Genomic DNA, 24,758 nt, shown 5'->3' with positions numbered 1-24,758 from the left:
TGAGCCAGAAGGATGTAACATGAAAAATTTATTTATTATGTTAAGCGTTGCTATCACCTTGCTATTTAGCGGTGTAAGCATGGCTGACACAAATACAGCGACAGAGACTGAAGGACAAATTTGGGCCCAAGTTAAAGAGGGTGCCAAAGGCGTAACCACATCTCATGGTCAAGCTCACGAACAGCTGATCAACACTTATGATTTACGCGTGTTCGAGCTACGTAGCGACTTACTTGCTCCGGCATTAACCGCTGCACTGTTCGGCATGATCATCGTCTTTGTGGTGTTTATCAAAATCAATGGTATCTCTAAACTGCACGGTGGTTTCACAGGCAAGTTAGTTTATCGTTGGTCTAAGTTCGACGTATCGATTCACTGGTTGGGTGCTATCCCTTGTTTGCTGTTAATCCTAACGGGTTTAACTTTGCTAGCGGGTCGCTTCTTCCTGCAGCCGTACGTTGGAGAAGGTTTATGGGCCGGTTTAATCAACTCTGCGAAATTAATCCACGACTACATGGCGATTCCGTTCATGCTAGGTTGGGCATTAATGACGCTACTTTGGGCTAAAAACCAGCTACCAAAAATGTACGACCTTAAGTGGATGATGTACGTTGGTGGCTACATTAACTTTGGTCCATTTAAAGGTAAGCACCCTGACGCAGGTTTTGCTAACGCGGGTGAGAAATTATGGTTCTGGGCATTTGCCTTCTTTGGCCTAGTTATCTCAGCATCAGGTATGTTGCTATTATTCCCTAACTTGTTTGAACCAAGCCGCACACTAAGCTTAATTGCACTAGTATTGCACTCAGTGAGCGCAATCGTGATTACTGCTTTCTCTATCGTACATATCTTCATGGCAACAGTTATGTCTGAAGGTGGTATGGAGTGTATGGTTTCTGGTTACTGTGATGAGCAGTGGGCAAAGCAACACCACAACCTTTGGTATGATGAAATCAAAGAGAACGGCACGTTAAAATACAAAGAGTAATCGCGTATAAACTGCCAATAAAAACACCCCAGCCCTAACTGGGGTGTTTTTGTTTACTTAGTTATCAAATAGTGATCTTTTGACTAAGATCAACATTAAATAAAGTTAAACTTGTTAGGGGAGTGAATATTAGTGATAGCTTGTTCACAGTTTGTTGGGTGATGATTGTGTAAGCTAATACCTAAAAATACGTAGGTGAAGGGGATTAGACCTACGCTAAGTTAACTGCATAAATTTATCGGCGCGCCTTGAGGTGTTCAAGCGTGGGCCCGGAGTAACCATGTCATCTTCAATTGTTTTACCAGACAGCAAAATAATTACCCCTTATCAAGCTGATATTACCGTACCCAACTGGATGGTGAGCTCATTGGAGCGCGTCATGCAGTATTTTGTTGATAAGAACCTCAAGCTAGATACGATTTCTGCCGACCGCATGCCAAAGCCGGTTGAGGGCAAGAAATACATGCTGTATGCGCATATCCCGTTCTGCCATACCTTGTGCTCATTTTGTACTTTCCACCGTTTTTTATTTAACGAAGAAAAAGCACGCGCCTATTTTATAGCCCTGCGTAAAGAAATGCAGATGGCCAAAGACCTCGGCTATCGTTTCGAGTCCATGTACATCGGTGGCGGTACCACAACTGTATTGGAAGACGAGTTGGCGCGCACCATTGAGCACGCAAAGACTTTATTTCCAGAAATTAAAGAAGTGTCTTGTGAGTCTGATCCGCAGCATTTAGCTAATCCTGAGTTTAAACAGCTCAAGGGCTTAGTGGATCGCATGTCGATTGGGGTGCAAAGTTTCGATAACGGCATCCTCAAGATGACCGACCGTCTAGAGAAGTTTGGCACAGGTGAAGAAACCTTTGATCGCATTATGGCGGCGAAAGAGCTATTCCCAATTATCAACATCGACTTAATCTTTGGCTTCAAAGGCCAAACAACCGAAATCATTCAATCTGATCTGGATATAGCTTCTAAGTTAGACCCAAGACAGATCACCACTTATCCATTGATGATCACGCACCAAACTCGTAAAAGCGTTAAAGGAAAACTAGCGGCGCCACACGGTGAGATGATGGATCAATATAGACAAATCCTAAACAGCTTAATTGGTCAGTATAACCAGTTGTCTGGTTGGGCATTTGGCAAAGCTAATAACGAAGGCTTTGACGAGTACGTGATTGATTACGACGAGTATCTTGGCGTTGGCTCTGGCTCGTTTAGTTTCTTGAATGACACCTTGTATGTGAATACTTTTAGCCTGCGTAAATACCAGGAGCGTATCGCTCAAGGGCGCATGGCGGTTGAGCAGCAAAAGCTGTATCACAAGAAAGAGGTTATGCAATATCGCTTCTTGCTTGGGATGTTCTCGGGTCGTCTTTCACGCAAGTACTTCCGCGATCAGTTTGGGGTTAACCTTGATACTGCGTTGTTTAAAGAGATGACCTCGATGAAGGCAATCGGCGCAATCAAGAACGACCCAAGCGACCCTGACAACATCATCGTTACTGATAACGGTAAAATGATGGGTCTTGTGATGATGAAAGAGTTCTACTCTGGCATGGATAACGTTCGCGCCCAACTGCGTAAGCCGCTTGCTAAGCGAGATATGTAGCTTTCGGGTCATGCAAAACTTTGAATTTACGGCAGCTGAAACAGTTGCCGTTTTTTTTGATTCGCGTAATCTCAGGGCTTAATGAGCGTATTGAAACAACAATGGATTGTGAGTTGAGCTGACGATCTTCTCACCAGACTAGCTTCTCACGTTAAAGGCTGATGTATGGCGAACATTCTTTTACTAGCGAACATCAATTGCGACCGTATTTTGCAATTAGACAAACCCTTGCAAACTGGCGGGCGTTTCCACTACGAAGATGGTGGACTGCGCTTAGGTGGCGGCGGTGCGAATACTGGTCTAGGACTAGTATGGGCGCAGCATGATGTATCGATAGTGGCGCAAGTTGGTAGCGATGACTTAGGGGACTGGGTACTGGCACAAGCTGGCACTTTAGGTCTAGATTGCCGTATGGTGCAACGTTATCAAGGCCATACCAGTGAAATGCTATTGGTCATGACGCCAGATGGTGAGCGCACTATTATCCGCTCGCGTCGCCCTGAATTTCACTTACCAAAACAGCCCAAATGGCATAAGTGGCAAGGTTTTTACATAAACTCTTGTGCTAAAGATCCGCATGTATGGTCGCAAGCGGCTATCGAGCAGAATCCTGAGTGTGTGGTAGTTGCCCAATTAAGTAGCAGTAATGAGCCGTTGCCTTGTCATGTGTTAGTGGCATCTCTTGCTGATATGCAGGAGCGTTGTAGTGATGACTTCTGGGTGTTTGGACAAAGCATAGCGGGTAAAGCGTTGCGGTATTTTGTGGTGACCGATGGTGAGAATGGCGCGACGGCTTATCATGATGGTGAACCTATCAAGGTAAGTGCCATGCCCGCTGAGGTTGTGGATACCACAGGTGCGGGTGATGCATATGCTGCAGGGTTGATCGATAGTTTAATTAATGGCGCAGACATAAAGGTAGCTATGCAACAGGCTGCAGTTTGGGCAAGTTTTGCTGTGGCAACACAAAGCTCGGTACCGGGCGAAGATCTACTGGATTACCTAGAAACTCGACCGGCTATTTAATCCAACCGAAAGTTGCTACAGCTTTGGATACGGGCAAGATCTTGGGTATTTGCACCTAAACGCCTAATAAAACTGCCAACTTACTGTCATCTAGCTGTCATCTGAACACTTTACTATGCCCGTGCTTTAGAAGATGCTGAGGCTAGCAGAGGCAGGCTCCCCATAACTGTTGTTGCAGTTATCCTATACTCGGGCTAGTTAACTAGGCTTCTCGCAACTCCCTTCTTTTAAGAGCTCGGTATAGATTAATATGCCCAGCTGTTAAGTCGTAATAGTGATTTACAGCCCTGTGATTATTCACGGGGCTTTTTTTTGAGCGATTTTCCAGTATATTGAGCCTCACATTGTTCAGGGGGCATACCTATGTTCGCAAGATTTCACCTCTGAAAACACAATAAAGGGAGCAAGCTGTGAGTAAGCAATTAGTGAGTCGATTATCTGGGCTGTATCTCGGTGATAAGCAAGATAATCATGATGGTGTAAGCACCACAATCAATCAAAAGCGTCCTGCAAAACAGCTAATTGTTACTCATGAACGTATTCAAGGTAATGGCGAAGCCGATCCTAAGCACCATGGTGGTGTTGACCGGGTGATCCACCATTTTCCTCGCGAGCATTATGGTCAGTATCGCCGTTGGGATTTAATTTCTGGAGTGCGAGACGCCCCGACCATGGGCGAAAATATTTCAACCGTAGGCGTCAATGAAGCGCAGGTAAATATTGGTGATATTGTGCGATTTGGTGATGTGGTGTTGCAGGTGACACAGCCGCGCTCGCCATGTTTTAAGTTAAACCTACAATTTAATCAGCCACAGTTTGCTCTAGCTATGCAAGAAACAGCCTTGTGTGGTTGGTTCTATAAGGTGATTGAAGCCGGCACCATTGATAAGTCTGACAGTATGGAGCTTATAGAGCGCCGCAGTGATATCAGCCTAGCTGAGGCTATGCGAATTTACTTTTTGCCTCAGTTTGATGCCAATCAATACCAAAGATTGCTCGATAGTGATGGACTCGCGCAAAGCTGGGTTAATAGCCTGCAAAATCGCTTGGATATGGGGAGTATTGAACCATGGGATATGCGTTTATATGGGCCTCAAGGTAAACCAAAATTAGATTCAGTATTGGTTAAAACCATTACTAATTATCAGCTTCCAGCTCACGACCATTAATGTGCTAACTCCACAAGCCGATAGCATTTGGCCGCTGTCAAATAAATAAAAACGCCGCAGTTAATATCTGCGGCGTTTTTTGTGCTGGCTTTATTTTTGACTTACACCTTAAAGCTAGCAACTAGGCTATCAAGGCGACTAGCCAGTTGATTTAATGACTCACTGGCTGCTGCGGCAGCTTGTGCGGTATCTGCGGTGCGCTGGGTGATATCATTAATTTCAGTGACGTTGCGATTAATGTCTTCCACAACTGTAGATTGCTCTTCGGTTGCCGCTGCCACCTGAATATTCATGTCGCTAATGGTGGCGATTTGCTGACTAATACCTGTGAGCGACTGACTAGCCTCGTCAACCGCGCTAACACCTTGTTGCGAGCGGTTACGCGATTTTTCCATGGCATCTACGGCGCGGCTAGCTTCCGCTTGTAGCTTATCAATCATGGTTTGCACTTCGTTGGTTGAGTCGGCGGTGCGCGATGCCAGACTACGCACTTCATCAGCTACAACGGCAAAGCCGCGTCCGGCTTCACCTGCCCGAGCTGCCTCAATTGCTGCGTTGAGTGCGAGTAAGTTAGTCTGTTCTGAAATGGCACGGATCACGTCTAAAATGCCACCGATAGACTTAGTATGGGTAGCTAGTGATTCAATCACTTCGCCCACTTGTTCAACATCGTTTGACAACTGATTGATGGTATCGCGGGCTGTCATCACCACTTGCTGGCCTTCTGAAGATTCCTCGTCCGCCGCCCTTGCAGTGTCTGCAGCCTGAGCTGCACTGTTGGCAATCTCGCTCACAGTCGCACCCATTTGATTAATCGCGGTAACGACCATCATGGTGCGGTCTTTTTGTTGGTAACTGTCGTCAAGGGTTTGATTAGCTTGCGCCGATACATCATTTGCCGACAAACTTAGTTGTTCGCTAGTTTGCGCCACCTCAATCACAGATTGCTGAATCTTACTGATAAAGCTGTTAAAGCCCTGGGCAAGTTGCGCGAGCTCATCGTTGCCCTCGACGGGTAAACGCTGGCGTAAGTCACCTTCACCCTCGCCAATATCTCTAAATAACTCAGCAACCTTAGAAATCGGCCTGCTAACAGAGGTGGCAACGCCAATAGCGAGACCGGTGAATATCGCAGCGATAATCAAGGTACTGACTAAGATTTGATATGCTGCGGTATCGAGTAGGGCGAAAATTTCAGATTCAGGTACTTGAGCCACGAGATACCAGTCCATCGCAGGAATGTAGCTGCTGGCGACTAAGGTTGAGTCGCCATCGACGTCAGTACGTAGCAAATTAAAGTCATTGCGATTTAGCAAGCTGCCGGCTGAATCGTAGAGGCCATTAAGGTTAACTTTGCCAATTTTGCTGGTATCTGGGTGCAGCTTAATTTCACCTTTGGCATCCACTAGATAAACAAAACCCGTATCTTCAATTTTGATTGAGTCCAGCAATCGAACCATATCATCAAGGGATTTAGCTAAGCCAACCAGGCCGCGGCCATTAGGTTGCTGATAGTTGATGAACAGCTTTACCTCGCCATTGGTTTCGGTAAAAACATTGAGCATGCGCTCTTGGCCGCTGTCGCGATACCCAAAGAACCAGCCATCTTGGTCTGGAGTCAAAATACGTAGAAAACCGTCTTGCGTATAATAAGCTGCTGTTTCGCGGTCGGCATAAGACGCTTGCACTAAGTCATACTGATTTTTTACATCTCTTAGCTGCGCAATCACATTAGCTTCTTGAGCTTGTGGTCTGTCTTGCTCAAGCCAATTAAGCAGCATACGGCTAGTTGCAAGCTGCTCAGCAGCATTGAGCAAGCTATTGATGTCTAACTCTACTTTGTGGCGAATTTGCATCAATAGGCTGGGAAATTCAGAGTCTAACATCCGCTCTTCAACCACATTTTTAGCGCTACGCTGGCCTAGGTAACCAACCAGTATGGTTGATAGCAATACGGCAACAGTGACCGACATCAGAATTTTTTGTTTAATGGTTAGCTTGGATAGTGCATTCATTTACAGCAGCCTCAATTATCAGGTATTGGTTTTATCGGCCTGATGACAAATTATTTAACCTTGTTTGCGGTTTTTTAATGCACTGTTTACCTCAAAATATACGGGAATAGACAATGCAATCTTGGGTAACTAGGTGCTTGGTTAATAGTAGTAGAATTATCGATAGATATGCTTGTAAAGGAAAGAAAAAGCGCACCAAAGGGTGCGCTTAATTCGTTCTATCATCGAGCAATGAGACTACATGTTCGGATAGTTAGGCCCACCGCCGCCCTCAGGCGTTACCCAGGTGATATTTTGACTTGGGTCTTTGATATCACAAGTCTTACAGTGAATGCAGTTTTGACCATTAATTACCAGCTTTGACTCGCCTTCTTCCTCAACAATCTCATAAACACCAGCAGGGCAGTAACGTTGCGCGGGTTCATCATATTTTGCAAGGTTTACGCTTACCGGAATGCTTTGGTCACTTAGGCGCAGATGGCAAGGCTGATCTTCTTCATGGTAGGTATTGGATAAATACACTGAAGACAGCTTATCAAAGCTCAGCTTTCCGTCAGGTTTAGGGTAGTCGATTTTGGCATAATCACTTGCCAGTCCCATGCCTTGATGATCAGGCGTGGTATCTCTAAACGTGACAGGGAACTTGCCACCAAACCAGTTCTGGTCGACAAAGTTAAACGCGCCGCCTAACAAGGTGCCAAACTTATGCAGTGCTGGGCCAAAGTTGCGTGAGCTGTGTAGCTCTTCGTGCAACCAGCTGTTTTCAAAACGACTTTGGAAGCAATCGAGATCTTTCCCGCCTTCAAGGCCGGCAATTAGCCCTTCACCTAGAGTTTCTGCTGCTAGAATACCGCTCTTAATTGCAGTGTGAGTGCCTTTGATCTTGGCAAAGTTCAAGGTGCCAGCGTCACAACCCACAAGTAGGCCACCCGGGAATGACATTTTAGGTAGTGAGTTAAGGCCGCCCTTGGCAATCGCGCGGGCACCATAAGTTAAGCGCTCACCGCCTTCTAGGTATTGCGCAATAACAGGATGAGTTTTGTAGCGCTGGAACTCATCGAATGGGCTCAAATGTGGGTTTTTGTAGTTAAGGTCAACAATCAGACCAACTGCAACCTGGTTATCTTCCATGTGATAGAGGAAACCACCGCCAGATGCGCCATCAACTAATGGCCAGCCGCCTGTGTGGACGACTTTACCTTGCTGATGTTGCTCAGCAGGGATTTTCCAAATTTCTTTAAAGCCAAGACCGTAATGCTGCGGTGTTTTGCCATTATCTAGGTGATATTTAGCGATAAGCTGCTTACCTAAATGACCACGACAACCTTCAGAGAACACTGTGTACTTAGCTAGCAGTTCCATGCCTGGCATATAGCCGTCTTTTTCGCTGCCATCGGCGCCAACACCCATATCGCCAGTTAAGATACCTTTAACCGCGTTGTTTTCATCAAATAGTAGTTCGCTCGCAGTAAAGCCTGGGAAGATCTCCACCCCAAGCTCTTCGGCTCTTTCTGCTAACCAGCGAGCAAGGTTACCTACACTCACGATATAGTTGCCGTCGTTGTGCATGGTTTTTGGCACCAGGCTATTTGGCATTAGGCGCGATTTGGTATCGCTATTGAACAGATAAATGTCATCATTAGTAACAGGAGTGGTGAGTGGAGCACAGTTAGTGCGCCAGTCTTTAAATAGTTCATCTAACACATCTGGTTGGAATACCGCACCTGAAAGAATGTGCGCACCCACTTCTGAGCCTTTTTCTACCACACAAACGCTGATTTCTTTGTCAGCGTCTTTTGATATTTGCATTAAACGACAGGCTGTTGCTAAACCAGCTGGGCCTGCGCCGACGATGACTACGTCGAACTCCATTGATTCGCGTTCCATTTCCTCACCTTTTGTAGTGGCTAAACTCTGTACATTGCAGAGTCATTTGTTGTTGTGACGATTTTTGTTTATTTAGCGGCATTCCGTGACGCTAACGTAAACGATCGTTTAGTTATTAACCTTACCGTAAAATTGCGCTGTGTCACAGCGGAAAAAACAATCTGCCACTGTTGATATGAGTCACAAATAGTTAACAGTAGTGTGATCAAAAGTGAAAATTTGAGCTAAAGGGGTATTGGTTGGGCAAAAAATCTGCCTATAATTAGACATGACGGTTCTCCGAGCTTTCATCCCTACGTCCACAGATATGGGATGCTAGCCGTGGTAATGATGCCACCGGGGTGGGTAAAGAAATGCACTCACCTCCCGCACTTGGAAAGGTTAACATGTCCCAACTACAAGATAATTTTGGTCGTAGATTTCATTATCTGCGCATGTCAGTCACTGACGTATGTAACTTCAAATGCACTTACTGCCTTCCTGATGGTTATCGCCCTGATGGTAAACCTAAGTTTTTATCTCTCAATGAGATTGAAAATCTGGTTGCCGCCTTTTCTGAAGTAGGCACGCAAAAAATCCGCATTACTGGTGGTGAACCTTCATTGCGTAAGGATTTCACTGACATCATTCGTGTTGTTGCTGATACTCCTAATATTAAAACTGTTGCAACCACCACTAATGGTTACCGTTTAGCCAAGCACGCTAAAGAATGGTATGACGCTGGTTTGCGCCGCATTAATGTCTCAGTTGATAGCCTTGACCCGAAAATGTTTTATCAGATCACTGGCGAGAATAAATTCGACGAAGTGATGCGTGGTATCGATGCGGCGTTAGAAGCCGGTTTTGAGCGTATTAAAGTTAACGCTGTATTGCTTAAAGGCCTTAACGATAAAGACTTACCTAAGTTTTTAGACTGGATTAAGCACACGCCAATTGATTTGCGCTTTATCGAGCTGATGGAAACGGGTCTGGGTCACGACTATTTCCAGGAACATCATTTATCGGGCATCGATATTAAGAAGCAGCTTGAGCAACAAGGCTGGTTGTTCGATTTGCCACGAGTTGATGACGGCCCAGCGCAAAACTTTAGCCATGGTGACTATCAAGGTCGCATTGGCCTTATCATGCCCTATGAAAAGAACTTCTGCGCTTCATGTAATCGCCTGCGGGTTTCGGCAAAAGGTAAGCTGCATTTATGCCTGTTTACTGAAAATGGCCTTGACCTGCGCGATTTATTGCAAGATGCAAGTCAACGACCTGAGCTTATTGAGCGTCTACATGGTCAGCTTGAGCAGAAAAAAGAAACTCATTTCTTACATCAAGGAGTGACTGGTGTGACGCAACATTTGGCGTCCATTGGTGGCTAACCTTTCTAGTTAATATTAAACAAGGTTTATTCATGAGCGAGCGTTTTACCCATATTAATGCCGATGGCAACGCCCACATGGTCGATGTGACCGAAAAAGCAGTGACTGAGCGTGAAGCCCGCGCAGAAGCATTTATCGAAATGGCACCATCGACTTTAGAGATGATCATGAGTGGCAGTCATCACAAGGGGGATGTATTTGCCACCGCCCGTATTGCAGGTATTCAAGCCGCTAAAAAAACTTCAGATTTAATTCCACTGTGTCATCCACTCATGTTGACCAAGGTCGAGGTTGAACTTGAGCCACAGGTTGAACATAACCGTGTGCGCATTGTTAGCCTGTGTAAACTATCTGGCAAAACGGGCGTAGAAATGGAAGCATTAACTGCTGCGTCAACCGCGGCGTTAACCATTTACGATATGTGTAAAGCCGTGCAAAAAGACATGATTATTTCGCAGGTGCGTTTACTTGAAAAACGCGGTGGAAAATCAGGACACTTCACTGCTTAAGTCTTTATTTAAAATTATTATTAGGTCAGATTCAGCTAGCTGAAACGTATGCTCAGTTAGCGCTGGTTTTATGAGAGAGTTGTTATGATCCAGGTATTATTTTTTGCTCAAGTACGTGAATTGCTAGGTACAGATAAAGTAGCTGTACCGGCTTCAGGGATCCACACCACGGAAGATTTACGAGCGGTATTAGCCGCTAAAAATGAAAAGTGGGGCAAAGTAATGACCTCAGACAAACTACTTGTTGCGGTAAACCAAACCATGAGCAACTGGGATACTGTGGTTGAACAAGGTGACGAAGTTGCATTCTTCCCACCAGTAACAGGTGGTTAATATGAGCCAGCAAGCAAAAGTCATCGTTCAAACCCAAGACTTTAACGTTGCCGAAGAATATGCGCTACTAGCCAATGATATTAGCGACGGTGCAGTGGTTAATTTTGTTGGTAAAGTGCGCGATTTTAATGACGGTAGTGACGTCACCGACTTAACCCTTGAGCATTACCCAGGGATGACAGAGTCAGTGCTGAATCAACTTGCTGAGCAGGCTTATGACCGCTGGCCGCTGAACAAGGTCACCATTATCCACCGTGTTGGCACTATGGGGCTAGGAGAGCAAATCGTATTTATTGGCGTGACCAGTGCACACCGTAAAGCGGCTTTTGCGGCTTGTGAGTTTTTAATCGACTTTTTAAAAACCAAAGCACCATTTTGGAAACTCGAAGCCGGTAGTGATGGCGATAAATGGGTCGAAGCACGCGACAGTGACGAACAAGCTGCCAAAATGTGGCAAGAATAATTGCACTAGGACTCAGTATTTGTGAGTGTATTTTCTAAGATATCAGCGCGCGTCATTAGCGCGCTGATTTGTATTAGCGTGTTATTGCCGAACATGGCGAGCGCCAAGGATGTCCCAGCTATCGCTGCCGCTTCCAGCATCAAGTTCGCTCTGGATGATATTGCCAAGCAATTTAGCCAAGATACAGGCAAGCGGGTGCGAATTTCCTATGGCTCGTCGGGTAATTTTGTGGCGCAGATAAAACACGGTGCCCCGTTCGAATTATTCTTATCCGCCGATAGGCGTTATACCCAGCAGCTTGAACAAGCTGGCTTTACTCAAGGCGATGGTGATATTTATGCCCTAGGTAAATTGGTACTAGCTGCGCCTAAAAATTCACCACTGCAGTTAGATGAGCAGCTAAATGGCGTGAAAGCCCTGCTCGCCTCAGGCAAGCTATCACGTTTTACCATTGCCAACCCTGAACATGCGCCTTATGGCGAGCGAGCGCGGCAAGTGTTGCAACAGCTGTCACTTTGGCAAGATATTCAGCCGCAGCTGATTTACGGAGAAAATGTCTCGCAAGCGGCTCAGTTTGCGTTAAGTGGTTCAACCCAAGGTGGTATTGTTGCTTTGTCGCTTGCCAGTGCGCCACGTTTTAAAGCGCGGGCTAACTATATCGAAATTCCACAGCAATATTATCAACCACTCGCCCAGAAAATGGTGTTAACCAAAAAAGCGGGCGATACCGCAAAAGCATTTTATTCATATTTACAATCAGACGCCGCGCAGGCTATTTTTGAGCAATACGGTTTCGGTAAAGGCGGGAATTGATGGATTGGGAAGCACTAACACTTTCAATTAAGTTAAGTTGTTACACTGTGCTGTTTTTGATCCCGCTATCTATTATCGCTGGCCGTGCGCTAGCTTATGGGCGCTTTAAAGGTAAGTCCTGGGTTGAAGCATTAATCATGGTGCCGCTGGTATTGCCGCCTACTGTGATTGGTTACTATCTATTGGTTGGTTTGGGCAGTCAAAGCTTGATCGGTAGCTGGGTTGAGCAAGTTTTTGGTCAGCAGTTGGTGTTTCATTTCTCTGGCTTAGTCATTGCCTCTATGCTGGTAAATATTCCCTTTGCCATGCAGCCGATTCAGCGCGCGTTTGAATCTATTCCTGCTGATATTCGTGACGCCGCTGCTTGCTGCGGTATGAGCCGCTGGACGACGTTTATTAAGGTCGAGTTACCTATGGTGTGGCCTGGCGTATTAACAGCCTTTGTACTGTGTTTCTCCCACGTACTGGGTGAGTTTGGGGTTGTGCTCATGCTAGGTGGCAGTATCGCCGGTGAAACCAAAACTATTTCAATTGCCATATACGACAGTGTGCAGGCATTTGACTTTGATGCTGCCGGCGTGATGTCGCTTATCCTGTTGCTATTTGCCATTAGCGCGTTAGCGTTAACTACCAGTTTATCAAGACGATTAGGAGGCCAGCATGAGCGTCGTAGCCGCTGATCTCCATTGTGAATTAAAGCAACAGTCGCCTATCCCTATTGATGCTAGTTTTAGTTGTAAAGCTGGTGAAGTTTTGGCTGTGGTTGGCCCATCTGGCGGCGGTAAAACCACCTTGCTGAGAATGATTGCCGGTTTATCCCATGCCGAACAAGGCTTTATTCGCTATGGAGAGCAAGACTGGTTTAATGCCAATACTTCGACCCAACTAAGTCCCCAGCAACGCCATATTGGTTATATGCCGCAGCATTTTGGGTTGTTTCCGCATTTATCTGCAGTGCAAAACGTGATGGCAGGGCTTGAGCACATTGCTAAGCCTGAGCGCTTGCCTAGAGCACAAGACTGGCTAGAGAGAGTTAACCTACATGGCATGCCAGATAGGTTACCCGCTAATTTATCAGGCGGGCAAAGGCAGCGAGTAGCGCTGGCGCGTGCACTCGCACGTGAACCAAAAGTCTTGTTGTTAGACGAGCCGTTCTCAGCCGTTGATAGAGAAACGCGTGAGCGCTTATATATCGAGCTTGCCAAGCTCAAGTCTCAGCTGGCGATCCCTGTGATTATGGTGACCCATGATATTAACGAGGCTTTACTGTTGGCAGATAAAATGCTGCTGATTAGCCAAGGCAAAATGCAACAGCAGGGCAAGCCGTTTGAGGTGTTATCTCACCCGCAAAATGAGGCGGTGGCAAGGCAAATGGGTCTGCGTAATATTTTCTCAAGTACTGTAGCAGAAGTTGATAAGCAACAAAATCTAACCCGATTTAAGCTAGGTGACCATGTTATTGCCTGCGATGGCGTGACAGATTTTGAGCCTGACCAAGCCATTCGCTGGGTCATCCCCAACCAAGGTATTCGTTTTAATTCAATCAGCCGTGGTCGTTTGTGTCGCAGTATCAATAAACTAGAAGTGACTATTGAGTCGTTACTGGTCATGGGTGAAAGTGTGCGCATAATTGCCAGTATTGATGGTGTGAATGAGCGAATCAACACTGATGTACCAAGTCATCTTGCTGACAAACTTCAACTGCGAGTTGGCTTACAGACCACGGTTGCGCTTAAGTCAGATCAAATTCATATCTTTAGTTAGTCTCTAATGTGGTAAGTAGTTAAGGTTAATTGAGATTAATCATTGGTTCATCTGTGGCTAATCCCTTGTTAAGTGCGTAGTAATGCTGATTTTGTTTCGTAATCCACTGACTTTATGATCAATTATTAATCTCGCAATAGTTGGGAATGCCTACACTCTTAGGTAAAGTAGTAACCCTAAATTTTAATCGTTGAGGCTTTTAATGGTTCGCTTGTTGTTGGCAATCTGTTTTATACCTTTCAGTAGTATTGCTGCGCCTACTATTCAATCTTTGCTGGCTGAAAGCGAGGTCATTGCGCCAGTCGTTGTGATGCAGCAAATTGAACAGCAACATAAAAAAAGCACCATTTGCGGTTTCGGCGTTGAAGTTGAAGATCAGCAACTAGTGTACAAGGTGTCGATGATTGATCTGGTAACAGAGCAGCGTTCGCGCTTTTTTGTACGAGCCAGTGACGGTGAAGTGCTTGAACACACCCAAGAGCGGGTGGTGTTGGATAAGATTGATCAAGCCCATGCAGTGTCTATGCTGCAAGATAAGCACATTGCCTTTTCTAAGCTGGTGGCAATGGCGCGTAAAAACCACCAAGGCTTTTTATTACAAGCCGAACTTGACCACGACCTGTCCATTAGTTATCTCGAGCTAAAACTCCTTAATCAAAGCCGCAAAAGCATAGTGGCGTTTGATATTGAGAAGTTAAGGCCGCTACCTTTGTTGAAATGGGATTAATCAAGCTTATGCGTATTTTGATTGTTGAAGATGATGCCACCACACTGAAGTATGTTACTGAAGGCTTTACCGCCCAGCAGTATCAGGTGGACAGTGCCACTGATGGTCAGCAAGGGCTAACGCTTGCTAAGCACAATGATTATGACCTGATTATTCTAGACCGCATGTTGCCCAAGCTTGATGGTTTAACCTTGCTATCGGCGCTACGCACCTGTGGTAATACTACGCCAGTGCTTATCTTGTCTGCATTAAGCCATGTGGACGAGCGGGTAAAAGGCCTGCGAGCTGGTGGTGACGATTATATGACTAAGCCGTTCGCATTTGCCGAGTTATTGGTGCGTGCAGAAAAGCTTGCTCAGCGCAATCAAGTTCAGCCAGCAGCAACCGATCTTGAAGTTGGCCCACTGAGCATGGAGCTGCTGACCCGTAAAGTGACGCTGGATGATCAAGAGCTCATGCTACAGCCAAAAGAGTTCCAGTTACTTAAATACCTAATGGAAAACCCCAACAAGGTGATTAGCCGCACCTTGCTATTTGAAGCCGTATGGGATTACCACTTTGACCCACGTACCAATGTGATTGATGTGCATATTGCTAAGCTGCGCCGCAAGTTTGAAGAGCTCGGCTATGGCGAGTTAATTGAAACTGTGCGAGGGGCAGGTTATCGCCTTTGCAAAGGGCATTAAGCCTTATCAGAGTAGTGCCTGGCGCATTACCTTAATCTTCTCTACCTTAGTCACCCTACTTATTGTGCTGCTGGTGTCAGGCTTGTATCGCCAGCTTGTCATCGAGCAGCAAACTCAAGTTGATACCCACCTCGCTGCAGAGATGCAACGTTATCAGCAGTTGTCGTTAACTGTTGATAGGCGTAGCTTTGCCGCGCAAATTCGTGCTGCCGATCCTAAAACGGCGCTGATTGCCTGGCAAAGTAATGTCGATATGGTGGGCTCGTTAACCTTCTTACCTGACGATATGCCGCTGCTGCCGGAAACCAAAGAGTTTCCGATTTTTACGGGTGGCCCTGACAAGCTACATATTCTTACGGGTGGCATAGTGATGACCCGCTACGGCCCCGTGTTAATCGCGACGCGTACTGATCAGCTTGCAGCCTTAATTGAGAAGTTTTTCAACGCTGCTTTTTGGGCTGTGGTGTTTATGCTGGTGTTGTCTTTGGCGGTGGGTTATGGGTTTTCCAAGGCCATTTTACGCCGAATCGTGCAGTACAACCGTTTGAGTGAGCAGGTACAAAAAGGTCACTATGAAACTCGGTTGCCGGTAAGTGATCAGCAAGATGAGTTTGATGTTCTCGCTAAGCAGTTTAATTCAGTGCTTGATACGCTTGAGCAGAATTTATTGGCGGTGCGCGGTGTAACCGACAATATTGCTCATGATCTACGCACGCCATTATCGCACTTGCGAATAGGCATTGAGCAATTAGCCTATAAGCCACCTGAACAGGTAGCTGATGCAACCGCTGAGCTGCTTGAAGAGTTAGACGACTGTTTGGCGACCTTTGATGCCATGTTGTCACTCACTCGTATTGAGGAAGGACAACAAACCCTCGACCTACAGAAGATCAGTCTTCAACAATTGTGTCAGGACTTGTATGAAATGGCTGAAGTGGTTGCTGAATCGAAAGAGCAGGCATTGTTGCTTAATCTTGAGGGTGACGCTCATATTCAGGGCGATAAACACTTGTTGTTCCAAGCCTTGTTTAACCTAATTGATAACGCTATAAAGTATTCGCCTGACGGCGCGCAAATTACCATTAGTCAGCGTAATAAGCTGATTGTGATTGCTGATAATGGTCCCGGCATTAGCGATGAAGACAAAGAGCGTGTGTTTGAGCGTCTAGTGCGCCTTGACCCAAGCCGTCACTATAAGGGCACGGGCCTTGGGTTATCTATGGTGAAGGCGATTTTATCGCGCCACCAAGCGAGTATCGCATTGTCAGACAATAATCCTGGTTTGGTTGTTAGCATTCGCTTTTAATCACCAGATTGCCCTAAAACAAAGGGAAGCTTGCTTCCCTTCATCTTCTTTCATTAATCCGCTTTTGCTATGACCTCAGTGTCATTGCTGAAACCTGTCTCAGTTGGTTACACTAAGCCGTCTGTGTTTACCTGTTATGGTTCTTGCCTTCTATGCCCAATTCAGTTTCTGATCCTGCATCGCCTACTAATGCCAGTTATCAAATCGTCAGCCAGCATGATGACTTTGTTGTGATCGATAAAGCGCCTGAAGTGCACTTTCATAGTCAAGATGGTCACGCGGGCGTGGTTGCGCAAGTAGAGCGGGATTTAAACTGCAAGCTTTACTCAGTGCACCGGCTTGATACGCCGACATCGGGTTTAATTATTCTGGCAAAATCTTCGGCTGTTGCCGCCAAGTTTACCGAGCTGTTTAGCCAGCATTTAGTGCAGAAATACTATTTGGCTATCGCTGAGGGAAAACCTAAGAAGAAGCAAGGTTGGGTCATTGGTGACATGGCGAAATCTCGTCGCAGCATGTACAAACTGCTGCGAAGCCAGGAAAACCCAGCAATTACTCAGTTTTTCTCGCAATCAATTGCCGAGGGGTTAAGACTATATCTACTAAAACCACACAGTGGTAAAACTCACCAATTACGGGTGGCGCTCGCTAGTATAGGTGTGCCGATTGCGGGCGATAAGCTCTATGGCAAGGCTGATAGCCAACATCAACGCTGCTACTTACATGCTTATACTTTGGTTTTTGAATATCTGGGGCAACAATACCAGTTTCAGTCATTGCCACAAATTGGCAGCTTGTTTACTGATATAGCGTGTATGCAGCAGCTTCAAACTGAGTGGGCGAGCCCTGATGAGTTAGTTTGGCCTAAACGTAAGTAACCTGAACCCTGGATAATAAATCGGTTTCTAACGGCTATTTTTGTCTATTTCTTTGTTGAAGCTACTTGCAATAGGCTAGCTATTGACGCGTAGCTTCGCCTTGAACTAAACAAAAACTATCTCGCTAGAAACATAATGGGGGGATACTTCTGGCCTAGGTAGTGGTTAGCACTTCCTTATCCAGAGTTCAGGTTAAGTAGTCTATTTGACGCTTGATGTTGTGAGCAAATGATTATTGCTCTCGCTAGGCAGCGCTGCGGATGCAATCTCTTCCAGCATGTTTGGCCTGATACATGGCTTTGTCTGCATGGGACAGTAGCTGCTCAGACGACATTCCTTGGGATATGCTAGCCACGCCAAAACTAGCGCTCACCTTAATCGCGCCTTGCGCAGTTGCCACCGAAAAGTCATTCAATATTGCCTTGCAACGCTGCGCCAAAGAGTGTGCCTGATCTACACTGGTGTTGGGCATGAGCACCAGAAACTCTTCACCGCCAAAACGGAAGAAAAAATCATCACTGTACAGAGACTGACTAATTCTCTGGGCTGTTTGCTTCAACACTTCGTCACCAATACCGTGACCATAAGTGTCATTAATTTGCTTAAAGTGGTCGAGATCGAACAGTAGCACACTATATTGCGACTGATGTTGCAGCCATTGACGATGCACCTTATTAAGTTTGTGGTGCAAATAATTGCGGTTATACACGCCCGTAAGTGCATCGACGTTCGCCATAGAGAGAATTTTGGTGACTAGCTTATTGATGGAGTTGCCAACCGCTAAAATGTTCACCACCAGAATAAACACGATATAAACCCACAACACTAAAACCGGACGTTGTGGGCTAGCATCAAGGGTTGCAATCGAGCTTAAGTGGCTGGTGTCGACAATCAACAGAATGGCTCGTGATAGGAACAATAAGCTGATCAGGACCAAAGGTACAACGAGCCAATAAGTGGCAAAAGAAGTGAGGGTTTCTTTAAAACCAAAATAGTGGTCTCTGGCAAAACCATAAAACAGCACGGCGCAGCTGACAGAAAGCAAACATACATGGTAAGCGCCCGAGGCTGCGCTAGGTGGTACTAGCGACATTAATAGCGCCGTAATTGCAATAATAGATAAATCGATGTGCAGGCTAGATGGCAGGTGGTATAGCGCTTGCGCGCCAGAGCGCAGACATGAAACGCCAAGCAGTATGGTTACATCAGCGCCAATCCAGTATAGGTAACTGACATCAGCTGAGCGCTGGGTATACAGCAGCATGCCGGCTAATACACAAGCATTTGCAATGGAAAAGCGCAAACTGGCTTTAGGGGCGATACGCATTGGTCGCACCATAATTGCCCAAGATACAGCTGCAAATGCCAGTAAAAGGCACACTACCTGCATTAACGTATTGGCTGAATCATATTCCATTGATTGACTTATTTTTGTTGTTTTTAAGAGGCTTAACTTACGGCTTCACTTAGCTGGTGAAAAACTCAGCAGCTAGCATAGCAACAGTTTGGCAACATGTCTTTAGTAAAAGTATTGGCTAAAGTAAACAGTGGCCAGCTTGAATTGGCTCTTATGCAGCGCAGCGGATGGTATTGCGGCCATTTTGTTTAGCTTCAAACATGGCGCTGTCGGCAGCATTAAGTGTTTGATCATAGTTAAGGTCGTTGCGGCAGGTGGCGACACCAATGCTGGCGGTAAGGTAAAGGTTAGTATTGGCCGTTTTAAATGGCGCTCTATTAATGATGGTCAATAGTTTGTCTGCCACCAACATTGCTTGTTGTGTTGGTGTGGAAGGTAAGATTACTAAAAATTCTTCGCCACCGTAACGGCAAATAAAGTCAACTTTTCTGAGTGAGTTAGTGAGTAAGGTACTGAAATGTTTCAGTGCCTCATCGCCAATTTGATGGCCATATTGGTCGTTAATATGCTTAAAGTGGTCTAGATCAATTACCAACACACTATAGACATGTTGGTGGCGGCGCCAATGAGCATCAACATCTGCTAGCTTGGTTAATAGAGCATGACGATTCCATAAGCCAGTCAGTTGATCGCGATTGGCTAGCTGACGAATTTTATATACTAAACGCGCCACAGCATTGCCTAGCAGTACGATGTTGACGGTGAGTAGCATAACGATATAAGTCCACATCAACACGGGTTGATCTAGGCTGTTTTGTTCTGCCAGCAGTAACATATCGTCAGGCCAAAGCAGGTATCCTAGTCCTCGGGCAAGAAAAAGAATGCTGGCAAGGGCAAAAGGTACACTAAGCACCACACTGTAATGCAAGTTTACCCCGCGATTCAGTGCGTGATAATTATCGCGGGTTACCATGGCAAAAATGTATGCCGCGACTAGGCTCATCAACAGTACCATGTAGGCCGCATAAGTGGTTTGTGGTGGTACCAGCAGCATGAGTAGCGCGGTGGCGAGCAGTAATAAACAATCGTTGGTAATGGTGCTAGATTGTTTGAATAGGCTTTGCCCGCCCCAGCGAACTAGCATAAAGCCTAATAGCATCACCATGTCAGCAACAAACCAGGCGAAATAGCTGATTTCGTTGCTGCGCTGAGTGTAAAGAATAAAGCCTGTCATCATGGCAATATTGGCGATAGCAAAGCGAGTACTGGCTTGAGGGGCTATTTTCATTGGTCCTGCTAGTGCGGCCCAGGCGAGGGTGCAAGCAGTTGCAATTAGACAAAGGAATTGAACGTAAATCATCAGCGCAATTTGATTGTTGTTATGGTTATAGTAATTGCAATTTTTTGAGCATACGGTTTAAAACGCTTTGATGGTAGAAATAATTACACTGGTTTACAACTTGAATCATGTGTTATTTTGGGTTGAGACAGGAATGTTTTCGTGACACCAACTTATAAAATAGGGCTCATACATGGATACTAATAAGCTACTTCTGATCATCATTGCTATCTTTATTCCGCCAGTAACAGTTTTTTTGAAAAAAGGTGCAGGTAAAGACTTGTTGATCAACATAGTGTTGACCATCTTCTTCTTTATTCCGGGCTTAATCCATGCAATTTGGGTTGTGCTGCAAGACTAGTAAACCAATATAAACTGGCCTGAATAAGGTTGCTTTAAAGAACAAATACCAGCCAGTTAATAATGTGGCTAGTCTGACAAGAAAAACACAGCTTTGGCTGTGTTTTTTGTTTGTGAGCAATCTTGTGCTAATTGGTATGTAGGTAGAGGTTTGCGGTTAGCGCGACAAATGAGTGCCTGCAGCGCTTGGCTTTGTTTTATAATTACTGGCAAATTGCGAGGTAATGATGAACCGTAGAAAGAAGATCAACTCAACTCTAAAAGCGAAGGCGAAGAAAGCCAATGCCAAAAAGGCGGGCGGCAATGGCAAAGCTAAATATGTTAGTAAGGCTGATCGTGCTGCCCTTGAAGCAAAAGAACTTGAAGCTAAGCAGCGTGAGACTCAACAAACTGGGACTTCGCAAACAGATGATGAGCAAAATGATGTTGCGTCAACAGGTGTAGTGAAATTAGAAACTCAGCCGCTTTGCTCTCAATAGTTGTCTAGGCAATAGCTGCCTGTTCAATAGATGCCTAGGCAGCACTTGTCCATGCAGCAAAGGTTAACAACACGGCTGAGGTTAAATAAGTCGGTCGAGCTTAGCCGCAAACAGGACAGTTTGCCTGCTTAGGTAGCTTCATTGAGCGAAACTCCATGGTCATTGCATCAATCATTAAGATACGACCCGCGAGGTTATCGCCAAATTCAGCCAGCGTTTTGATTGCTTCGGTTGCTTGAACACAACCCACTAATCCCACCACAGGCGCTAGGATACCTGACTCAACACAGGTTAGGTGTTGCTCGCCAAACATGCTGCTATAGCACTGATAACACGGGCTATCTTGCTGATAGTCAAACACGGTCACAGTGCCTTCCATACGAATGGCCGCCGCTGAGATAAAGTTGACCTTGTGCTTAAGGCTGCAGCGATTGAGCTGTTCTCGCACGGTCACATTGTCGGTGCAATCTAAAACTAGCTGATGCGAGCCGACCAGTTGGTCTAATTGTTCTTCATCTAACAGTTGGTTAATTGCATCGACTTTAATGTGCGGGTTTAGTTGCTCAAGTGAGGCTTTAGCCGACTCCACTTTAGCAATACCAACATCGGCATCATGGTGCAGTACCTGACGCTGCAGGTTTGACACTTCAACATGGTCAAAATCAACCAAGGTCATGTGGCCAACACCTGATACGGCTAAATATTGGCTGGTGGCACAACCCAAGCCGCCAGCACCAATAACTAGCACCTTAGCTTGTTTTAGTTTTTCCTGGCCTTCAAAGTCCATCGCTTTGATGGAGATATGACGGCTATAACGCATAATCTCTGCGTCAGATAAGATTTCAGCTTGGTTATCCATTGGCTATCGTGTTGCCCTTGCCTTGTTTACGTCGAGGGTTAATCTAAAACGGTATTAAATGGCTCAATAATGACAGTGCTGCCAGCAGGGGTATCGCCTTGCTGTTGCTCAAGCAAAATAAAGCAATTTGCCATACTCATTGAGGTCAACATACCTGAGCCTTGGCCACCGGTGGTTGCCACAGTTAACTCACCGTTTTCATTTGTGGTAACAATACCGCGCTGATATTCAAAGCGGCCAGGTTGCTTGCGAATGTCACTAGTTAAGGTTGCTTTGCAAGTCAGTGGTTTAGCTGGGGTAAGCCCTGCATCTTATTGATGATAGGCCATACTAGTTTGTAGAAAGTCACCATAGACGATACGGGATTGCCTGGTAGACCGCAGAACACTGCACCATCCAATTTACCAAAGGCGAAAGGCTTGCCTGGTTTAATGGCAAGGCGCCAGAAGGTAATCTCACCTTCTTCTGAGAGAATTTGCTTAGTGTAATCAGCGTCACCAACCGATACGCCGCCAGAGGTCAATACCATGTCGGCTTTATCAGCGGCTTCTTTAAACGCACCGCGGATTGCCTCTTTGTCATCAGGAATGACACCAAGATCAATCCATTCAATATTGGCTTTGGTTAATAAACCTTGAATTGAGTAGCGGTTCGAGTCGTAAATTTGCCCCGGCGCTAGCTCACTGCCAACAGGACGCAGCTCATCACCGGTTGAGAAAAAGGCAACGGTCATTTTACGCTTTACTCGCACATGGCTAACGCCAATGGTTGCTAACACGCCCATTTCAGCTGCGCGAATGATACAGCCTTGGCGCAGCACTTTTGTGCCAGCAGTGAGCTCTTCACCTTGGCGGCGAACATTCGCGCCTTGACGTGCTGGAATTTCAATGCTGATGCTATCGCCATTGGCTGAAGTTTTCTCTTGCATTTGCACTGTGTCGAAACCGGCAGGGACGGGAGCACCCGTCATAATGCGAATACAGCTGCCAGGCTTTGCTTCACCTGTAAATGGGTGACCTGCAAAAGAGCTGCCGACTAAGGTAAATTCTTGCTTGCTGGTTTCAGGTTTCACATCCGCATAAGCAAAGGCGTAACCGTCCATTGCTGAGTTATCAAATGGTGGTAAATCGATACTTGAAGCTAGATCCTCAGCTAACACTCGACCCGTAGCTTGTGACAAACTGACTAATTCGGTTTCTTCAATTGGCGTGACTTGCGCGAGCAATTGCTCAATTGCTTTAGCTGGGTGTAGCAAACCTGGTTGAGTGCATGGGTCTTGAGTTGGTAACATCATAGCTTCCTTTAGATTACTCACTACTTTGTCTTTCGAAGTTGGAATGACAACGGCAATACTCATTGGTTTTGTGAGCTTGTAGCCGGGTCAAGTCATAACATTAGTGCATTAGTATGCCACGAAGTACAATTGTATAGGATTTTCATCTGGTTTAATTCAACATATGCCGCAAAATTCACTCCAAGAATCAGCGCAATCAGCCTGGTTTGTTTATATCATCGAATGCGCCAAAGGGACTTTATATACTGGGATCACCACAGATGTTGCGCGGCGTTTTGACGAGCATCAGCATGGCATCAAAGGCGCAAAGTATTTAAAAGGGAAAGGGCCATTGCGTTTGGTGTATCAAGAAGCGCAGCAAAACCGCAGTTTAGCGACTAAACGTGAACTAGAAATTAAAAAAATGACTCGCTCTAAAAAGTTGGCGTTAATTACATCTAAAAAGTCTGGAGGCTAGCAATTTTTCGTTTAAGTCTTTGCGCTAGATGAAAAATTTAGGCTAGTATTGGGCAAAAATTTGTGTGAATGGGCACCTATGGAAAGGTTGCAGTTAGTCCTAATTTTCGCATTATCAATGCTTGTATCCTGTCTGCCAACATGCAGTTTGGCGGAGGATGTGTTGCGAATTCAAGCTGCTAAATCGGCAGAAAATTTAAGTCATCAATATTATCAAGATTTATTACAGCTAGTTGTTGAAGAAACACAAGCTGAATATGGCCCGCTCAAAATCGACAAAGTTGCTAGTCATGTCACTCAGTCCCGTGGCTTTAGTATGCTTAATCACGGTGAATTAGACGTGTTCTGGGCTGGTACAAATACACAGAGGGAGTTGGATTTCAACGCAATTCGCATTCCTGCTATTGGAGGACTATTAGGTGTGCGCATTCCAGTTATTCGCAAAGATAGCTTGGACAAGTTCAATCAAATTACTCAGCCGTATCAGCTAAAACAGTTGGTCGCGTGTCAAGGGGCGCAGTGGCCAGACTCTGATATCTTGCAAGAAAATGGCTATCGCGTGGAACGCATTATTACCTTCAACCTGATGTATACCATGCTTGATGAAGGGCGATGTGATTACTTTCCTCGAGGTTTAAATGAGGGTTATGCCGAGGTTAAGGGGCTGAACAATCCCAACTTAATGGCGTTTGATAAAATCTTACTGCGTTACCACTTGCCGATGTATTTCTTTACTAGCAAACAAAATACTGAGCTGAATGAGCGCCTGACCAAAGGGCTGACTCAGTTAGTTGATTCGGGGCGCCTGCTTGGGTTTATGCAGCAACACCCTACAACCGCAGAGATCTTCCCGTTGTCGCGTTTTAAATCAAGCACAGTTTTCGAACTGTACAACAGCTCTTTACCTAGCGACACACCTGTGAGCGACCCTAAGTTATGGATGTCGTTAACCGATCAACCCAATATCAAAGTTAAGCTTGAACATAGCTTTTTGTAGTTGCCGCTATGTTACTGGCTGTTTACAGGTGTCTGTTTGCAACTGATGAAATGCAATAAGCGAGCAGG

24 protein-coding genes, 1 pseudogene and 1 riboswitch are annotated in these 24,758 nt (G+C 45.6%); of the genes and pseudogenes, 19 read left to right on the top strand and 6 right to left on the bottom strand.

The window, feature by feature from the left end; translation table 11 throughout:
• The first annotated feature begins 19 nt into the window (after window positions 1-19).
• From EXU30_RS09720 to EXU30_RS09705, 4 genes are all read left to right on the top strand, one after another.
• On the top strand, window positions 20-988 hold the full coding sequence (locus EXU30_RS09720) for a formate dehydrogenase subunit gamma (RefSeq protein ID WP_130599570.1): 969 nt from the start codon (window positions 20-22) through the stop codon (window positions 986-988).
• 280 nt (window positions 989-1,268) lie between these two features.
• The gene (locus tag EXU30_RS09715) at window positions 1,269-2,606 is read left to right on the top strand and encodes a coproporphyrinogen III oxidase family protein (RefSeq protein WP_130599568.1); all 1,338 of its coding nucleotides are present in this window, start codon (window positions 1,269-1,271) and stop codon (window positions 2,604-2,606) included.
• Between the two features lie 165 nt (window positions 2,607-2,771).
• Window positions 2,772-3,632 (top strand): PfkB family carbohydrate kinase, encoded by an 861-nt coding sequence (locus EXU30_RS09710; protein ID WP_130599566.1) that lies wholly within the window; start codon window positions 2,772-2,774, stop codon window positions 3,630-3,632.
• 410 nt (window positions 3,633-4,042) lie between these two features.
• Window positions 4,043-4,801 carry an MOSC domain-containing protein gene (locus EXU30_RS09705; RefSeq protein WP_130599564.1) on the top strand — a complete coding sequence of 253 codons (759 nt, stop codon included), beginning with the start codon at window positions 4,043-4,045 and terminating at the stop codon, window positions 4,799-4,801.
• 101 nt (window positions 4,802-4,902) lie between these two features.
• Here the strand turns inward: EXU30_RS09705 and EXU30_RS09700 are convergent, their stop codons facing one another.
• Both EXU30_RS09700 and EXU30_RS09695 read right to left on the bottom strand, forming a co-directional pair.
• Window positions 4,903-6,816 carry a methyl-accepting chemotaxis protein gene (locus EXU30_RS09700; protein WP_130599563.1) on the bottom strand — a complete coding sequence of 638 codons (1,914 nt, stop codon included), beginning with the start codon at window positions 6,814-6,816 and terminating at the stop codon, window positions 4,903-4,905.
• A 237-nt stretch (window positions 6,817-7,053) separates the two neighbouring features.
• Window positions 7,054-8,703 (bottom strand): electron transfer flavoprotein-ubiquinone oxidoreductase, encoded by a 1,650-nt coding sequence (locus tag EXU30_RS09695; protein ID WP_130599561.1) that lies wholly within the window; start codon window positions 8,701-8,703, stop codon window positions 7,054-7,056.
• Between the two features lie 265 nt (window positions 8,704-8,968).
• A riboswitch (molybdenum cofactor riboswitch) is annotated at window positions 8,969-9,102 on the top strand.
• On the opposite strand from EXU30_RS09695, the gene moaA reads away from it, so the two are divergent.
• The 11 genes from moaA (at window position 9,090) to EXU30_RS09640 (ending at window position 17,549) form a co-directional block, all read left to right on the top strand.
• A complete protein-coding gene (gene moaA / locus EXU30_RS09690; RefSeq protein WP_130599559.1) occupies window positions 9,090-10,070 on the top strand; it encodes a GTP 3',8-cyclase MoaA in 981 nt (326 codons plus the stop codon). Its footprint overlaps the riboswitch before it by 13 nt.
• Before the next feature lie 32 nt (window positions 10,071-10,102).
• The gene (moaC, locus tag EXU30_RS09685; protein WP_130599557.1) at window positions 10,103-10,579 is read left to right on the top strand and encodes a cyclic pyranopterin monophosphate synthase MoaC; all 477 of its coding nucleotides are present in this window, start codon (window positions 10,103-10,105) and stop codon (window positions 10,577-10,579) included.
• A gap of 84 nt (window positions 10,580-10,663) precedes the next feature.
• Window positions 10,664-10,912 (top strand): molybdopterin synthase sulfur carrier subunit, encoded by a 249-nt coding sequence (gene moaD, locus EXU30_RS09680; RefSeq protein ID WP_130599555.1) that lies wholly within the window; start codon window positions 10,664-10,666, stop codon window positions 10,910-10,912.
• Between the two features lies 1 nt (window position 10,913).
• On the top strand, window positions 10,914-11,375 hold the full coding sequence (gene moaE, locus EXU30_RS09675; protein WP_130599553.1) for a molybdopterin synthase catalytic subunit MoaE: 462 nt from the start codon (window positions 10,914-10,916) through the stop codon (window positions 11,373-11,375).
• Between the two features lie 93 nt (window positions 11,376-11,468).
• Window positions 11,469-12,188 (top strand): molybdate ABC transporter substrate-binding protein, encoded by a 720-nt coding sequence (modA, locus tag EXU30_RS09670; protein WP_130603391.1) that lies wholly within the window; start codon window positions 11,469-11,471, stop codon window positions 12,186-12,188.
• Window positions 12,188-12,868, top strand: coding sequence for a molybdate ABC transporter permease subunit (modB, locus tag EXU30_RS09665; protein ID WP_130599551.1), 681 nt, complete (start codon window positions 12,188-12,190; stop codon window positions 12,866-12,868). The genes modA and modB overlap by 1 nt, the downstream gene beginning before the upstream one ends.
• Window positions 12,849-13,952 carry an ABC transporter ATP-binding protein gene (locus EXU30_RS09660; RefSeq protein ID WP_130599549.1) on the top strand — a complete coding sequence of 368 codons (1,104 nt, stop codon included), beginning with the start codon at window positions 12,849-12,851 and terminating at the stop codon, window positions 13,950-13,952. The genes modB and EXU30_RS09660 overlap by 20 nt, the downstream gene beginning before the upstream one ends.
• 214 nt (window positions 13,953-14,166) lie before the next feature.
• Window positions 14,167-14,679 carry a hypothetical protein gene (locus EXU30_RS09655; protein ID WP_242620377.1) on the top strand — a complete coding sequence of 171 codons (513 nt, stop codon included), beginning with the start codon at window positions 14,167-14,169 and terminating at the stop codon, window positions 14,677-14,679.
• Between the two features lie 8 nt (window positions 14,680-14,687).
• Window positions 14,688-15,365, top strand: a complete 678-nt coding sequence (locus EXU30_RS09650) for a response regulator transcription factor (protein ID WP_130599545.1) — start codon at window positions 14,688-14,690, stop codon at window positions 15,363-15,365.
• Window positions 15,366-15,399: 34 nt separating this feature from the next.
• Complete coding sequence (locus EXU30_RS09645; RefSeq protein WP_130603389.1) at window positions 15,400-16,671, top strand: sensor histidine kinase; 1,272 nt, start codon at window positions 15,400-15,402, stop codon at window positions 16,669-16,671.
• Between the two features lie 152 nt (window positions 16,672-16,823).
• The gene (locus tag EXU30_RS09640) at window positions 16,824-17,549 is read left to right on the top strand and encodes a TIGR01621 family pseudouridine synthase (RefSeq protein WP_130599543.1); all 726 of its coding nucleotides are present in this window, start codon (window positions 16,824-16,826) and stop codon (window positions 17,547-17,549) included.
• Between the two features lie 244 nt (window positions 17,550-17,793).
• Here EXU30_RS09640 and EXU30_RS09635 read toward each other — a convergent pair whose 3' ends face one another.
• Both EXU30_RS09635 and EXU30_RS09630 read right to left on the bottom strand, forming a co-directional pair.
• Window positions 17,794-18,966 (bottom strand): GGDEF domain-containing protein, encoded by a 1,173-nt coding sequence (locus EXU30_RS09635; RefSeq protein WP_130599541.1) that lies wholly within the window; start codon window positions 18,964-18,966, stop codon window positions 17,794-17,796.
• Between the two features lie 151 nt (window positions 18,967-19,117).
• Window positions 19,118-20,194 carry a GGDEF domain-containing protein gene (locus EXU30_RS09630; RefSeq protein ID WP_165399002.1) on the bottom strand — a complete coding sequence of 359 codons (1,077 nt, stop codon included), beginning with the start codon at window positions 20,192-20,194 and terminating at the stop codon, window positions 19,118-19,120.
• A 244-nt stretch (window positions 20,195-20,438) separates the two neighbouring features.
• Here EXU30_RS09630 and EXU30_RS09625 point away from each other — a divergent pair, with 244 nt between their 5' ends.
• On the top strand, window positions 20,439-20,606 hold the full coding sequence (locus tag EXU30_RS09625) for a YqaE/Pmp3 family membrane protein (RefSeq protein WP_130599537.1): 168 nt from the start codon (window positions 20,439-20,441) through the stop codon (window positions 20,604-20,606).
• Between the two features lie 223 nt (window positions 20,607-20,829).
• Window positions 20,830-21,084, top strand: a complete 255-nt coding sequence (locus EXU30_RS09620; protein WP_341274643.1) for a DUF2986 domain-containing protein — start codon at window positions 20,830-20,832, stop codon at window positions 21,082-21,084.
• A 100-nt stretch (window positions 21,085-21,184) separates the two neighbouring features.
• On the opposite strand, the gene moeB is transcribed toward EXU30_RS09620, so the two are convergent.
• The gene (gene moeB / locus EXU30_RS09615; RefSeq protein ID WP_130599535.1) at window positions 21,185-21,943 is read right to left on the bottom strand and encodes a molybdopterin-synthase adenylyltransferase MoeB; all 759 of its coding nucleotides are present in this window, start codon (window positions 21,941-21,943) and stop codon (window positions 21,185-21,187) included.
• Window positions 21,944-21,981: 38 nt separating this feature from the next.
• Window positions 21,982-23,234, bottom strand: a pseudogene (moeA, locus tag EXU30_RS09610) (molybdopterin molybdotransferase MoeA).
• Between the two features lie 166 nt (window positions 23,235-23,400).
• Here moeA and EXU30_RS09605 point away from each other — a divergent pair.
• Both EXU30_RS09605 and EXU30_RS09600 read left to right on the top strand, forming a co-directional pair.
• Window positions 23,401-23,694: a GIY-YIG nuclease family protein gene (locus tag EXU30_RS09605; RefSeq protein WP_130599533.1), complete on the top strand. Its 294-nt coding sequence runs from the start codon at window positions 23,401-23,403 to the stop codon at window positions 23,692-23,694.
• 159 nt (window positions 23,695-23,853) lie between these two features.
• A complete protein-coding gene (locus tag EXU30_RS09600; RefSeq protein ID WP_242620376.1) occupies window positions 23,854-24,690 on the top strand; it encodes a hypothetical protein in 837 nt (278 codons plus the stop codon).
• Window positions 24,691-24,758 lie beyond the last annotated feature (68 nt).

The sequence above is a fragment of the Shewanella maritima genome (genome assembly GCF_004295345.1).
GTDB classification, from domain to species: domain Bacteria; phylum Pseudomonadota; class Gammaproteobacteria; order Enterobacterales; family Shewanellaceae; genus Shewanella; species Shewanella maritima.
Note: the sequence above shows the minus strand (reverse complement) of the source record. Positions and strands in the feature narration are given on the sequence as shown.